We start from the raw sequence: 12,952 nt of genomic DNA, 5'->3' as shown, positions 1-12,952 counted from the left end.
CAGTAGTAGCCACTCGGCGCGCCATGCAGTTACTTGATGGCCTTACCTGCCGGCGGACGCGAACGCTCGTCCTTCCCTCCCCTACCCATTGCCTGAAGGTGAGATTCAGCAGCAACCGGGTGGCTGCTGTCCTTACCTCGCCCCCTTTTAGGCAGATTCGCGTCTTGGACCTCTCTTCCTAAAGGGTCATCTTTCAGCAGCAGATCCAGATCACCATCCATCCCTAGAACCTGCATAACGGCCAGATACGCTCCTATCGTCACGCCGGCATTGCCTCGCTCAAGATTGCGCAGCGTGACTGCGGTCATTCCAGCGAGCTCTGCAAGATGCTTAGCGGTAAGGCGCCGCCGTAGCCGTGCCATACGCAGACGCTCGCCGAAGCGTTGAATGCGCCCCTCGGCGACCTGCCCCAAAGTGGTAACTTTCTTGGCCATAAATGAAATTATTGCATGATCAACGCCGCAATAGAGAAAGAATACTATCTTTTCTGACCGACTTCACATCCCTTAAACGACCGTCAGCCCTTCCGAAAGCCTCGATCCCCCGCCATGAACGCATCCAGCATGTGCGGGATCAGCGTCACGGCATCGACCGTCTCGCCATACGCCTGCGCGTGCAGCGCGGCGTAGCGGTCGAGGTCGGCTTTCAGGCTGGCCGGGCAAGCGAAGGTCAGCTTGATGCTCTCGGTCTTCGGCAACGGCCCGAGTCGCAGCTTCTTGGTCGTGCTCATCGTGAAGTCCCCCGGTTGAAGAACAGCGGCTGGTACGGCCGCAGCACCAGATCCCGATTGACGATGATGCGAACCGGCAGGCCCGGCCGCTCGGTCAAGGTGGGCTGGATGTTGAGGTTGCGCCGGGTCATCTCCTGGCCGACCTGATTGATGCTGTCCTGCGCGCTGTCGCGCCCGGCGATGATGATGCGATCGCCGTCCTGGCGGTTTTCCGGCGCGGCCAGCTCGGCGCCGACGCCCAGCAGCGTGGTCAGCACCGCACCGGCGAAGATGCGATCCCAATGCCAATCGACGCCATCCTCCAGGCCGGCGTAGCCGGCCGGGTCAGTGCCGGCCAGGTTGTCGAGCGTGAGCGAGGACGTGTCGGGCAGGATGATCCGGTTCCAGACGACTTGAACACGGCTCTGCCCGTAGCTGACCTGGCTGTTGTAGCGGCCGAGGATGCGCGAACCCTGCGGAATCAGCAGGAAGCGCCCGGTGGCCGTGTCATAGACCGGCTCTGTCACCGTGGCGATCACGTCGCCCGGCAAGTCCGACTTGATGCCCGTGACCAGCGCCCCGGCGACCACCGTTCCGGCCATCACCTGATACGGCGATGCGGGCATTTGCAGGTTGCCGGAATTACGGGTTTCCGTGGTTCCGGCTTGCTGGAACGCCTCTTTCTGGTCTTGCCTGTTCTGCACGGCCGTCGGGTCGGCGGGCTGGGCCGCCGTCGAAGCCGGCCCGGCCGCCATCGGGTCGAAGGCCGCATTGGCGGCGAAGCCCGGCGCGGCGGCCACCTGCGACTGCGCCACCGGCGCGGCTTGCTGGGTGCCGGTGCGGAAAAATACCGACGATGCAGCCGCTTCCTCGGCCTCCTTCAACCGCGCCAGGCGTTCCGCCTCGGCCGGATCGTGACCGGGTGTGGCGTAGGCGGCTACGGCCGGCTGCTGCGAATTCACGATGGCCGGCCCAAGGTCGCCCGGCAGCGGCGGCCCCAGTTCGGGCACGTCGGGGGGTAAGGTCGGCGGCAGCTTGGAATAGTCGGCCGGAAGCTGGTCGAGTCCTTCGGAGCGTGAAACACGATCCACGTTGTAAAGCTCGGTTTGCTCGTTGACCGCGCGCCGCTGCGGTTGCAACGACCACATCAGCGCGCCGAGCACGGCGACCGACAGGCCGCCGACGAGGATGGCCAGCGTGCGCCGGTTCAGCCGTGTGACCGGACGCGGCTGGGCGCGCAGCGCCACCGCTTCGGGTTCGACCTTGCCCGCCTGCGGCACGGCAACGTCGGGAATGTCGTCCTGGCTCATGGTCAGTTCCTCCGCGTGCCATCCGTGCGCTCGATGCGCACCACGTCGCCACCGTCCCCGCCCAAACGCAGTTCAGCCGCACCGAACAGCCGATCGACGATGTAGTACGGGGAGCGGAAGCGGTAGTTCACCAGTTGCCCGTCGCCCTGCACGCCGATGACGAACAGCGGCGGCAGCTCGCCTTGGGCGATGCCCGGCGGGAACTGGATATAGACCTTCTCGCCGTCATCGAAAGCGCGCAGCGGCTTCCACGGCGGATTGCTGCCGCTGATCGCGTAGCGGAAGCGGATGCGCTCAAGCGATAGGCCGGTATCGACTGGCGCGGTCGCTTGCGCGGCCTGCGCCTGGCGCTGCAAGGCAAGCATCCGATCTCTCGGGTAATCCCAGGAAACCGATGCCATCCAGGCGCGTTCGGTCGAAGTGAGTTCCAGCAGGTACGTCCGGCGGCTGGTGGTGATGACCAGGTTCGTCTTCAACCCGGAACGGATCGGCTTGACCAGCACATTGATGCGCAGCGCATCGCCGCTGCCGCTGGACGTGTCGCCGACGATCCAGCGCACGGTATCGCCGGCGGCGACCGTCACCAGTTCTTCGCCCGGCTGGAGCGAAACCACGGTGACGCGCCCCGGCGCGGCATAGACCTGATACAGCGCGCCGTCGGTGTACGGCCAGACTTGAATCGCGTTGACGTAGCCCTCGCGCGTGGGCGCAATGCGCGCCTCGGCATTGGCCTTCGATACGCGCACGGTTTCGTCGGTCGGCTCCGGCGCCGGCGGCGCTTCGTCCACCTCGGGCAGCGGTTTCAACTGCGCCGGCATCGGCAGCACCGTTGGCACCTCCACCATTTCGACCGGCTTGGGCGGTTCAGGCAACGGCTGGGCCTGCACGGGTTCATCGAGCGAAATGGTCGGCGGCGGCTTGCCCTGCGTGGCGCAGCCCGACAGGGCAAGAAACAACAACGGCAAAGCGTAAAAGCGGAAAGGCAGGTTCATGGCTTGGCTCCTTCGGAAGAATCCAGCTCGCGGCTCCACGACAGGCCGTTGACATAGATGCCAAGCGGGTTGTGGCGCAGACGTTCCTCGGTGCGCGGGGTTTGCAGCACGATGGACACCACGGCCGTCCACCGCTCCAGCCCGGCGGCCGCGCCATTGACGTAGCGGCGCTCCGTCCAGCGCACGTTGAAAGACGTGTCGCTGGCGCGCACGACACTGGTGATCTGCACCGTCACCGACTCGCGGCCGATGCGTGCGAACGGGTCGTTGGTGCGGGCGTGGTCGTTGAGCACGGCCGCGCCCCTGTCGGTGGTGTAGTCGTAGGCATCCAGCCAGTTCTGCCGCACCACGATGGGGTCGATGGACAGCGACCGAACCAGCGTGATGAAGCGCGCGATGTGGTGCGCCGTCTGCGCGTCGTTGGGCCGGTACGGCGTGGCCGCTTCGCCCACGGCACGTACCTGGCCGGCGTTGTCCACTTCCACCACATAGGGCGTGACAATGGATTGCGCCGAGCGCCAGACCAGGCCGCCGGCCATCAGCAAGGCCAGCACCAGGCAGCCGAAGGCCATCAGCCGCCAGTTCTTCGCCTGCACGCGGGCCGAGCCGATACGCTCGTCCCACACCTGTGCGGCGGATTGGTATGGGGTGGCAGGCCGCGGCGTATCGGCATAGCGCACCTGCGGTCGCTTGAATCGCATGGTCGTCTCTCCTTATGAATCGGAATCGCGCAGGCTCGGGCCTTGCCCTGAGCCGCCACCATCGCCACCGCGCAGCGTGTGGGCGGTGGTGGTCGCGGCGTGGGTCATCTGCTGGCGGCGGTGCAGGCGCTTGGCCCAGGCCGGTTGCTTCTGCCCGGCGGCGGCCGGGGCATCGCCTTCGGCTGCATTCCCTTGAGCAGCGCTACTGGCCGCTGCCGCACCGCCGCCAGAAGCCGGGGCCGCGCCATCGGCGCGGAAAGCGGCGGCTGTGCGGTCTTTGAGCGAGCGCGCCCCGGCGGCGGCCTTCTGGCCGGCGGCCTGCGCGCCGGTCTTGGCGACATTGCCCAGGCCCGCCATCGCGCCTTTGGCGCCGCCACCGGCTGCGGCGGAACCGGCCTGGAACGCCGACCGGGCGCTACCGGCCGTCGAGGCAGCGGCACGCGCACCGCTGCCGGCCAACTTGGCGGCGGCCGGCGCCATACGCGCCCCGGCCATGACCGCACCGCCCACACCAGTCGCGGCGGCGCCAATGGCAACGCCCGTGCCAACAGCGCCGACAGCGGCACCGGCCATCGCGCCCGCGCCAAGCTGCGGCGCACCGGACACAAGGCCCGTGGCGATGCCCGGCCCGAAGATGCCCAGCGCCAGCAGCGCAAGCGAGGCAAGCATCACGACCAAGGCATGGTCGATGGACGGTTCATCCGGCACGGTCTGGAACTCGGCGAACAGGCCCGAACCGATGCCGACGATGACGGCCAGCACCAGTACCTTGACGCCAGACGACACCACGTTGCCGAGCACCTTTTCCGCGAGGAACGAGGTCTTGTTCCAGAGCGCGAACGGCACCAGCACGAAGCCGGCGAGCGTGGTCAGCTTGAACTCGATCAACGTGATGAAAAGCTGCACCGCTAGCACGAAGAAGCAGAGGATCACCACCAGCCAGGCGAGGAACATCACCACGATGGGGTCGATGTTCACGAACACCTCGGGGAAGCCGGCCATGTCCCCGATCTGCTCCAGAATCGGCGCACCCGCGTCGATGCCGGTCTTCGCCAGCCGCCCCGGTTGCAGGAAGTTCTCCATCGTGATGGCCGAGCCGGTGGCGGTCAGGCCCAGGCCGGCGAACGAGCGGAACACGATGCCGGCCAGCCAGTTGAAGTTGCCGATGATGTAGGCGAAGGCACCGACGTAGAGCACCTTGCGCAGCAGCTTGGCGATCACGTCTTCGCCCTGGCCGGTGGCGTGGCTCATGGCCCAATACAGGCCGGCGATGGTCATGTCGATGACGATCAGCGTGGCGGTCAGGAACGCCACTTCGCCTTGCAGCAGCCCGAAGCCGGAATCGATGTAGCGCGAGAACGTGTCGAGGAAGCGGTCGATGATGGTCACGTCGTTCATGGCGCGTCCTCCACGGCTGGCTCATCGAAGCTGGGGGGAATCGGCGGCAGGTCTGCCAGCGTCCGGTATTCGTCCGGCCCGGTCTGGCCGGCGAAGAAGCGCCGCCGGAACGCTTCGGCGGCAGCGCGGCAGGCGTCCTCGCCCACGGCCTGCCGGTCGGCCGCGCATTGCGCGCGCAGCGCCTTGAGCCGCGCGGGATCGGCGGCCAAGGCATCGGCCAGGTCTTCGGCCTGCTGCTGGCCGCACGCGGTCAGCAGCAGGGCCAGCAGCGAAGCCGACAGAGCGAGGACGCATCGCATGGCTGTCTCCCGTCAGTTGCCGTAGAAGTCCACGCGCTGCGGCGTGTATGGCGTGCCGGTGCCGAGGAAGCGCCGCCGCACTTCGCGAGCGCGCTCGGTGGCCGCCGCCTGCCGCGCCAGTTCCAGCGAGGCCGCACGGTCTTGCGTGATCTGGAGCTGCTGCGCCTGGATGGACTGCTTGGCCTGCAAGGCAAGGAGCTGGTTCGTCGCCTGCATGGCTTGCAGCGCGCCGGTGGCGGACTGGCTCTGGCTGACCAGATCGGCCAGCGCGCTTTCGTCTTGGGTCAGGTTCTGCGACACCTGGGCTTGCATCCGCATGGCGGTGTGCAGGCCGTTCAAGCTGTTCTGCCAGCGTTCGCGGGCGTCCTGCGCCATGCGGTCGCCGCTGACGGTGGCGGCGTACTGCTCGGGATACAGGCGCGCGAACTCCCGATCCATGCTCGTCACGTCGTAGGCCAGCCCCTGCGCCTCGGCGATCAGGCGTTCGGTGGTGGCGAGCGTCGAGCGCAGACGGTTGACGATGTTGAAGTCCAGACGCGCCAGGTTGCGCGCCTGGTTCATTAGCATCTGTGCTTCGTTCTGGAGCTGGTTGATTTGGTTGTTGATCTGCTCAAGCGTGCGAACGGCGGTCAGCGTGTTCTGCACGAAGTTCGATGGATCGAACACAGTGATGGCGGCCGCCGGCTGTGCGAGCATCAGCGAGACAGACAGCGCGGCAGCGAGCGAGGCGGACAGCAAACGGGGCTTGGTCTTCATGGTGAAACCTCCAGTGGTTGGGCGTTGAGGAACGAAGCGGCCGCCGGTGCGGACGGCAGCAGGTCGGCGGCCCAATCAAGGCCGCGATGGCGCAGCCACGCGCCGGCGAAGCCGGGTGCGCCGGCCTGCGTCAGCACGCGGTCTATGTCGCGTTGGTCTTGCGGCGTGGATGCGCCCGCGAACGCGAGCGCGGCCGGCCCCAGGTCGAGGTCGAACAGGCGATTGCCGAGGCGCGATTGGTAGTAGTAGTCGCGCTTGGGCTGCGCGGTGGCGACGATTTCGATTTGCCGGCTGTTGAGGCCGAAGCCCTCGTAGATCGTGCGAATCTGCGGCTCGGTGGCCTGCGGGTTAGGTAAGAAAATCCTGCTCGCGCAGCTTTCGATGATCGCGGGCGCGATGGTCGAATCCTTGATGTCGGCCAGCGACTGCGTGGCGAAGATGACGCTGACGTTCTTTTTCCTGAGAGTCTTGAGCCATTGGCGGATGCGGGGCGCAAAGGACGGCTCATCGAGGAACAGCCACGCCTCATCGAGAATCAGCAGCGTGGGTGCGCCATCGAAACGCTCATCGAAGCGGGCGAACAGGTAGCGCAGCACCGCTTGCACGGCGGCGGGGCTGTGCATCAGTTCTTCCATCTCGAAGCCCTGCACGTCGCCGAATCCGAGGCGGTCGGCGTCCGCATCCAGCAGCTTTCCGTGCGCACCGCCCAGGACATAAGGCGCGAGTGCCTGGCGCAGCGCGTTCGATTGCAGCAGCACGGAAAGCCCGGTCATCGTGCGCTGTTCCTGCGGCGCACCGGCGAGGCTGCCGAGCGCCGACCAGATGGCCACCTTCTCGTCCGGGCCGACGGTCACGCCCTCATGCAGCAGGCGACCTTCCACCCATTCGGCGGCCCAGGAGCGGTAGCCCTCGTGGTCGATGCGGGCGAGCGGCTGGAACGCGATGCCGCCATCGGCGCCCAGGTCGTAGTGCTCGCCGCCCAGGCCGAGGATGGTGGCGCGCATGGAGCGGCCCATGTCGAAGGCGAAGATCCGCGAGCCGAAGTAGCGGCGGAACTGCAAGGCCAGCGTCGCCAGCAGTACCGACTTGCCCATGCCGGTGGGGCCAGCGACCAGCGTGTGCCCCACGTCGCCAATGTGCGTCACCAGCCGGAACGGCGTCGCGCCATCGGTGCGGGTGACGATCAGCGGCGGGCCGTCCAGATGGTCGTTCTTCTCCGGCCCGGCCCACACCGCCGACAGCGGCATCATGTGCGCCAGATTCAGCGTCGAGACGATGGGCTGGCGCACGTTGGCATAAGCGTTGCCAGGGATCGAGGACAGCCACGCATCGACGGCGTTCAGCGTTTCGGGAATGGTGACGAACCCGCGCCCTTGGATGACGCGCTCCACCATGCGCAGCTTCTCGTCGGCCACGGCGGCGTCCGCATCCATGACGGTGACGGTCGCCGTCAGGTAGCCGAAGGCGACCTGATCGCTGCCAAGCTCCTGCAAGGCGGCATCGGCGTCGGCTGCCTTGTTGCTGGCGTCTGTATCGACCAGCGGGCTTTCCTGCTGGAAGATGGTTTCACGCAGCAGCGCGACGACGTTCTTGCGCTTGGCGAACCACTGGCGGCGCAGGCGACCCAGTTCCTTTTCCGCTTCGGCCTTGTCCATGCAGAGGAAGCGCGTACTCCAGCGGTAGGCAAAGCCCAGGCGGTTGAGGTCGTCCAGCAGGCCCGGCCAGGTCGAGGTCGGAAAGCCGCGCACCGACACCACACGCAGGTGCTGGTCGCCCAGCGTGGGCGCCAGGCCACCGACGAGCGCGGAGTCGGCCAGCAGCGCGTCCAGATGGAAAGGCACTTCGGGGACGCCGATGCGATAGCGCCGCGTCGAGACGGTCGCGTGCAGGTAGGTCAGCGTCTGGCTGTCGTCCAGCCAGGCGATTTCCGGCATCACGCCGTCGAGCAGGTCGAACACGCGATCGGTTTCCGCCACGAAGGCATCGAGGCGGCCGTCCCAATCCACGCCATCGCCGGGCGAGTTCTCGTAGAGCAGCTTCGCGGCGCGGGCGCGGGATTCCTCGGGCGGCAGGAACGCCAACGTCAGGTGATAGGCACTCTCGAAGCGATGGCCCGATTCCTCGAAGGCGGCGCGGCGTTCTTCATCGACGAGCCAGGACAACGGTTCGGGGAAGTCGGAATGCGGATAGTCGGCGGCGGATTGGCGCTCTGCCTCGATGAACAAGGCCCAGCCAGAACCCAGCCGGCGCAGCGCGTTGTTGAGCCGTGCAGACGCGGCGATCAGCTCGCCTTGCGTGGCGCTGTCCAGATCGGGGCCACGAAAGCGCGCCGTGCGCTGGAAACTGCCGTCCTTGTTCAAGACGACGCCCGGCGCGACCAGCCCGGCCCACGGCAGCCAGTCGGCGAGCAAGGCCGGGCGCTGGCGGTATTCGGCAAGGTTCAGCATCGCGGCGTCTCCCTACACGTCCAGCAGCGGCTTGTGCTTGATGTGGCGCGCGAAGACCTGCATGAACTGCGGATCGACGCGCGCGCCCCACACGGCGAGCGAATGACCGACGAGCCAGAGCACCAGCCCCGGAATCCACAGTTGCAGGCCCAGGCCCACGGCAGCGGCGAGCGTGCCGTTCGCAATGGCGACCGTTCGCGGCGCACCGCCCATAAGGATCGGTTCGGTCAGCGAGCGGTGCAGCGGCACCTCGAAGCCCGGAAGGTCGCTGGCCGTACTCATACGACGGCCCCGCCGGAGAAGCTGAAGAACGACAGGAAGAACGAGGACGCGGCGAACGCGATGCTCAACCCGAACACGATCTGGATGAGCTTGCGGAAGCCGCCCGAGGTGTCGCCGAAGGCGAGCGCCAGGCCCGTGGCGATGATGATGATGACCGCGACGATGCGCGCGACCGGCCCCTGGATGGAATCGAGGATGGATTGCAGCGGGCCTTCCCACGGCATCGAGGAACCGGCGGCCTTCGCCGTGCCGGCCGTCATCAGCATGACGGCGGCCAGCAGCAGGCCGTGGTGTGCCGGCGCGGCCAGGCGGCGCAGGCGCGCAAGGATTGAGGCCGGATTTACGGAAAAACGGAAAGCAACAGCGTTCATCTGCGTCATGGCAGTTCTCCAGGGTGGTCAGGGGACGGGGAGGAAGGCGGCGGCAGCGCGGGAAACGGCGTTTCCATCGCGTCCGCCAGGCGGTAGCCGGCGGCGTCGAAGCCGACGACGCGGGCAATGCTTTCGACGTGGCGCTTGCGGCCACGACCGGCGATGTGGATGACGACGTTGACCGCTTCGGCGATCAGCGCCCGCGGCGGATTCACCGCGACTTCGAGAATCAACTGTTCGAGGCGCAGCAGCGCGCCCAGCGCGGAACCGGCGTGGATCGTGGCGATGCCGCCGGGGTGTCCCGTGCCCCACACTTTGATGAGGTCGAGGGCTTCGCCGCCGCGCACTTCGCCGACGATCACGCGGTCGGGGCGCAGGCGCATCGTGGCGCGCACCAGCTCGGTCATGGACACCACGCCGGCGCGGGTGCGCAGCGGCACATGGTCGCGGGCCGCGCATTGCAGCTCGATGGTGTCTTCGAGCACCAGCACGCGGTCGCCGGTGGCGGCGATCTCGGCCAGTAGCGCGTTCGCCAGCGTGGTCTTGCCGGTGCTGGTACCGCCGGCGATCAGGATGTTCTGCCGCTCGCGCACGGCGCGGCAAAGGAAGTCCGCTTGCCCGGCGGTGAGGATGCCGTCGGCCACATACTGATCCAGGCCGATGATGTTCACGGCGCGCTTGCGCAGCGCGAACGCCGGGCCGGGCGCGGCAGGCGGCAAGATGCCCTCGAAGCGTTCGCCCGTCTCCGGCAGCTCGGCGGTCAGCAGCGGCTGGCCGCGATGCACTTCCGCGCCGACGTGGGCCGCGACCAGCCGGATGATGCGTTCGCCATCGGCTTCGGGCAGCTCCACGCCCAACGGCGCACGGCCCGACGACAGCCGATCGACCCATAGTGTGCGGTCAGGGTTGAGCATGACTTCCACCACGTCCGGGTCTTCGAGCGCAGTGGCGATCACCGGCCCCATTGCGGTACGCAGCATCTGGATGCGGCGATCCAGCGAGGTCGCGGCGGACGAACGAGGCTCGGGCGGGAACTGCGGAACGGCACTCATGAGGCACGCTCCTGGGCTTCGGCCAGCGCCGCCGCGTCATCCATCCGTGCGGTGTCCGGGTGCAGTTCTTCCACCACGTCGCGCACGAGGCTGCGGCCGCGCAGCAGGTGGCGGCCGAGTTGTTCGACGAACTGCTCGAAGCGGGCCTTGCCCTGGGCGCGGGCGGCTTCCTGATGTGCTTCGGGAACGGGCGTGCTGACGGTCAGGAAGTAGCGGACGAACAGCGCCAGCGTTTCGATCTGGATGTTCTGGTCGCGCTCCATGCGCTCGGTTTGGCGCGACAGCCGATCCAGCCGCTTGGCGATGGCCGCCTCACGCTGGTCGCCCGCGTCCGGCGACAGCCAGGACGCCAGCGCCGCCGCGACGATGCTGGATTTCGACACGCCTTTCTTGGCGGCCAATTCGTCCAGGCGCTTGGCGTGCTCGGGCTGAATGAACAGGTTGAGTCGGTATTGGCTCATAGGTCGATTCCGTCGTTGGGGTTCAGCGATGCAAGCCGGGCCGTGCGCTGCATCGCGGGGTCGAGCTGGCCGGGAAGCGGCAGCGGCAGGTCGTCGTCATCGAGCAGCGCTAGGTCGGTCGCGTGCGCGTCCGGCTCGGGGTCGTAGGCGACGGTTTCGGCGAGTTCGGGCTGACGGCGCGGGCCGCCGTCGTCGGCGCTGCCGAGGTCATCGGCCGATGCCGTGGCTGGCGCGGCGGGTATGGCGGGAATCGCCAGGCCGCTCCAATCGTCGGGTCGGGCCGGCGGCGCATCGGCATAGCGCCCGGCCGCAAGCGCAGGCGGCGACAACACGCGCTGCTTGAAGTTGGCGTCGGCGTAGTAGCGCAGCTTCTTCGCCTTGATCGGCGGCAGGCTGGACACCATCACCACCGATTCGTCGGGCGGAAGCTGCATCACCTCGCCAGGGGTGAGCAGCGGGCGCGCGGTTTCCTGCCGCGACACCATCAGGTGTCCGAGCCACGGGGCCAATCTGTGTCCGGCGTAGTTGCGCTGCGCGCGCAGTTCGGTGGCGGTGCCGAGGGTTTCGGAAATCCTTTTCGCCGTGCGTTCGTCGTTTGTCGAAAACGTTACGCGGACGTGGCAGTTGTCGAGAATGGAATGGTTCTGCCCATACGCCTTGTCGATCTGGTTCAGGCTCTGAGCGATGAGAAAGCTGCGGATGCCGTAGCCGGCCATGAAGGCGAGCGCGGACTCGAAGAAGTCCAGGCGACCCAGCGCCGGAAACTCGTCGAGCATCAGCAGCAGCTTGTGGCGGCGGGCGATGCCGTCGGAGCCGTCAAGCGATTCGGTGAGCCGCCGCCCGATCTGGTTGAGGATCAGCCGGATCAGCGGCTTGGTGCGGCTGATGTCCGAAGGAGGCACCACCAGGTACAGCGATACGGGATGCTCGGCAGAAATCAGGTCGGCGATGCGCCAGTCGCAGCGTGACGTGACCTCGGCCACCGTGGGATCGCGGTACAGGCCGAGGAACGACATGGCGGTGCTCAACACGCCGGAGCGTTCGTTGTCCGACTTGTTGAGCACTTCGCGCGCGGCGGATGCGACGACGGGATGCGGCGCATCGCCCAGGTGCGCGGTCGTCATCATCCGGTGCAGCGTCAGCTCGAACGGACACGCGGGATCTGACAGGAAATTCGCCACCCCGCGCAGAGTCTTGTCGGTGCCGGCGTAGAGCACATGCAGGATGGCGCCGACCAGCAGCGCGTGACTGGTCTTTTCCCAATGGTTCCTGCGTTCCAACGCGCCATCGGGATCGACCAGAATGTCCGCCACGTTCTGCACGTCGCGCACTTCATGCGCGCCGCGCCGAACTTCCAGCAGCGGGTTGTAGGCGGCCGACTTCGCATCGGTGGGGTTGAACAGCAGGCAATGGCTGAACCGCGAGCGCCAGCCTGCGGTGAGCGTCCAGTTCTCTCCTTTGATGTCGTGGACGACGACGGATGCAGGCCAGCTCAATAAGGTCGGCACGACCAGGCCGACGCCTTTGCCGCTGCGGGTCGGCGCAAAGGTCAAGACGTGTTCCGGGCCTTCGTGGCGCAGGTATTGGTCGCGATGTAGGCCGAGAAAAACCCCGGCCGGCTGGGTCAGCCCAGCCTTGCGGATGTCGGCGGTATCAGCCCAGCGCGCCGAGCCGTAGGTCGTGACCAGCTTGGCCTGCCGCGAGCGCCAGACCGACATGGCGATGGCGACCACCACGGCCAGAAGGCCGCTGCCGCCCGCAATCGCGCCGCCTATGTCGAAGACATGCGGCGCGTAGGCATCGAAGAAGAACCACCATTCAAACAGCCGCCAGGGGTGATAGACCGGCGTGCCGAAGAAGTCGAACCAGGGCGAGCCAAGGCGTAGTTGATGTCCGAGGGCTGCCGCTGTCCATTGCGTTGCACTCCATACGCCGGCGATCACGATGCTGAAAACAGCGGCGATCTGCCCGAACAGCACGCCCTGACCTTGCATGACTGGCCTCCGATTTCTCCTGCGCTGATTCCTCGCTCGAAAGCGGCACAAGGACGTGCCGCATGACGTGAGGATCAGTGCCGGGTCGGTGCCGGTCAAAGACCGTTATCGGAAGAAAGGTCGAGTAAAAAGCAAGATTTCGCGCTGGGGCGAAGACGAAACAAAAGCCGCAAGCGATAG

At 67.0% G+C, this 12,952-nt stretch carries 14 protein-coding genes; all 14 read right to left on the bottom strand.

What is annotated here, in order from left to right; all coding sequences use genetic code 11:
- Positions 1 to 29: 29 nt before the first annotated feature.
- Positions 30 to 434: a helix-turn-helix domain-containing protein gene (locus KW845_RS06530; protein ID WP_218368323.1), complete on the bottom strand. Its 405-nt coding sequence runs from the start codon at positions 432 to 434 to the stop codon at positions 30 to 32.
- 83 nt (positions 435 to 517) lie between these two features.
- Positions 518 to 730 (bottom strand): DUF2274 domain-containing protein, encoded by a 213-nt coding sequence (locus tag KW845_RS06525; protein WP_218368322.1) that lies wholly within the window; start codon positions 728 to 730, stop codon positions 518 to 520.
- Complete coding sequence (locus KW845_RS06520; RefSeq protein ID WP_218368321.1) at positions 727 to 2,019, bottom strand: TrbI/VirB10 family protein; 1,293 nt, start codon at positions 2,017 to 2,019, stop codon at positions 727 to 729. The genes KW845_RS06525 and KW845_RS06520 overlap by 4 nt, the downstream gene beginning before the upstream one ends.
- 2 nt (positions 2,020 to 2,021) lie before the next feature.
- On the bottom strand, positions 2,022 to 3,011 hold the full coding sequence (gene trbG / locus KW845_RS06515) for a P-type conjugative transfer protein TrbG (RefSeq protein ID WP_218368320.1): 990 nt from the start codon (positions 3,009 to 3,011) through the stop codon (positions 2,022 to 2,024).
- A complete protein-coding gene (gene trbF, locus KW845_RS06510) occupies positions 3,008 to 3,712 on the bottom strand; it encodes a conjugal transfer protein TrbF (RefSeq protein WP_218368319.1) in 705 nt (234 codons plus the stop codon). The genes trbG and trbF overlap by 4 nt, the downstream gene beginning before the upstream one ends.
- 12 nt (positions 3,713 to 3,724) lie before the next feature.
- Positions 3,725 to 5,110, bottom strand: a complete 1,386-nt coding sequence (trbL, locus tag KW845_RS06505; protein ID WP_218368318.1) for a P-type conjugative transfer protein TrbL — start codon at positions 5,108 to 5,110, stop codon at positions 3,725 to 3,727.
- Entirely contained in the window at positions 5,107 to 5,409 is a 303-nt protein-coding gene (locus KW845_RS06500; protein WP_218368317.1) for a hypothetical protein, read from the bottom strand. The genes trbL and KW845_RS06500 overlap by 4 nt, the downstream gene beginning before the upstream one ends.
- 12 nt (positions 5,410 to 5,421) lie before the next feature.
- Entirely contained in the window at positions 5,422 to 6,165 is a 744-nt protein-coding gene (trbJ, locus tag KW845_RS06495; RefSeq protein WP_218368316.1) for a P-type conjugative transfer protein TrbJ, read from the bottom strand.
- On the bottom strand, positions 6,162 to 8,612 hold the full coding sequence (gene trbE, locus KW845_RS06490; RefSeq protein ID WP_218368315.1) for a conjugal transfer protein TrbE: 2,451 nt from the start codon (positions 8,610 to 8,612) through the stop codon (positions 6,162 to 6,164). Before trbE ends, trbJ begins: the two co-directional genes overlap by 4 nt.
- Before the next feature lie 12 nt (positions 8,613 to 8,624).
- Positions 8,625 to 8,894 carry a VirB3 family type IV secretion system protein gene (locus KW845_RS06485; RefSeq protein ID WP_003487982.1) on the bottom strand — a complete coding sequence of 90 codons (270 nt, stop codon included), beginning with the start codon at positions 8,892 to 8,894 and terminating at the stop codon, positions 8,625 to 8,627.
- Positions 8,891 to 9,274, bottom strand: a complete 384-nt coding sequence (locus KW845_RS06480; RefSeq protein ID WP_033482754.1) for a TrbC/VirB2 family protein — start codon at positions 9,272 to 9,274, stop codon at positions 8,891 to 8,893. The genes KW845_RS06485 and KW845_RS06480 overlap by 4 nt, the downstream gene beginning before the upstream one ends.
- On the bottom strand, positions 9,271 to 10,317 hold the full coding sequence (gene trbB / locus KW845_RS06475) for a P-type conjugative transfer ATPase TrbB (RefSeq protein WP_218368314.1): 1,047 nt from the start codon (positions 10,315 to 10,317) through the stop codon (positions 9,271 to 9,273). The genes KW845_RS06480 and trbB overlap by 4 nt, the downstream gene beginning before the upstream one ends.
- Positions 10,314 to 10,778: a ribbon-helix-helix protein, CopG family gene (locus KW845_RS06470; RefSeq protein ID WP_054504625.1), complete on the bottom strand. Its 465-nt coding sequence runs from the start codon at positions 10,776 to 10,778 to the stop codon at positions 10,314 to 10,316. The genes trbB and KW845_RS06470 overlap by 4 nt, the downstream gene beginning before the upstream one ends.
- Positions 10,775 to 12,772, bottom strand: coding sequence for a conjugal transfer protein TraG (locus KW845_RS06465; RefSeq protein ID WP_218368313.1), 1,998 nt, complete (start codon positions 12,770 to 12,772; stop codon positions 10,775 to 10,777). Before KW845_RS06465 ends, KW845_RS06470 begins: the two co-directional genes overlap by 4 nt.
- Positions 12,773 to 12,952 lie beyond the last annotated feature (180 nt).

Source organism: Bordetella sp. BOR01 (assembly GCF_019218885.1).
Lineage (GTDB): Bacteria > Pseudomonadota > Gammaproteobacteria > Burkholderiales > Burkholderiaceae_B > Bordetella_A.
The sequence above is the reverse complement of the archived record's forward strand: the minus strand, read 5'-3'. Positions and strand labels throughout refer to the sequence as shown.

Excerpts from the sequence above, each read along its gene's own strand:
- KW845_RS06530 (WP_218368323.1), bottom strand. The coding sequence starts at position 434 with ATGGCCAAGAAAGTTACCACTTTGGGGCAGGTCGCCGAGGGGCGCATT.
- KW845_RS06525 (WP_218368322.1), bottom strand. The coding sequence starts at position 730 with ATGAGCACGACCAAGAAGCTGCGACTCGGGCCGTTGCCGAAGACCGAG.
- KW845_RS06520 (WP_218368321.1), bottom strand. The coding sequence starts at position 2,019 with ATGAGCCAGGACGACATTCCCGACGTTGCCGTGCCGCAGGCGGGCAAG.
- trbG (WP_218368320.1), bottom strand. The coding sequence starts at position 3,011 with ATGAACCTGCCTTTCCGCTTTTACGCTTTGCCGTTGTTGTTTCTTGCC.
- trbF (WP_218368319.1), bottom strand. The coding sequence starts at position 3,712 with ATGCGATTCAAGCGACCGCAGGTGCGCTATGCCGATACGCCGCGGCCT.
- trbL (WP_218368318.1), bottom strand. The coding sequence starts at position 5,110 with ATGAACGACGTGACCATCATCGACCGCTTCCTCGACACGTTCTCGCGC.
- KW845_RS06500 (WP_218368317.1), bottom strand. The coding sequence starts at position 5,409 with ATGCGATGCGTCCTCGCTCTGTCGGCTTCGCTGCTGGCCCTGCTGCTG.
- trbJ (WP_218368316.1), bottom strand. The coding sequence starts at position 6,165 with ATGAAGACCAAGCCCCGTTTGCTGTCCGCCTCGCTCGCTGCCGCGCTG.
- trbE (WP_218368315.1), bottom strand. The coding sequence starts at position 8,612 with ATGCTGAACCTTGCCGAATACCGCCAGCGCCCGGCCTTGCTCGCCGAC.
- KW845_RS06485 (WP_003487982.1), bottom strand. The coding sequence starts at position 8,894 with ATGAGTACGGCCAGCGACCTTCCGGGCTTCGAGGTGCCGCTGCACCGC.
- KW845_RS06480 (WP_033482754.1), bottom strand. The coding sequence starts at position 9,274 with ATGACGCAGATGAACGCTGTTGCTTTCCGTTTTTCCGTAAATCCGGCC.
- trbB (WP_218368314.1), bottom strand. The coding sequence starts at position 10,317 with ATGAGTGCCGTTCCGCAGTTCCCGCCCGAGCCTCGTTCGTCCGCCGCG.
- KW845_RS06470 (WP_054504625.1), bottom strand. The coding sequence starts at position 10,778 with ATGAGCCAATACCGACTCAACCTGTTCATTCAGCCCGAGCACGCCAAG.
- KW845_RS06465 (WP_218368313.1), bottom strand. The coding sequence starts at position 12,772 with ATGCAAGGTCAGGGCGTGCTGTTCGGGCAGATCGCCGCTGTTTTCAGC.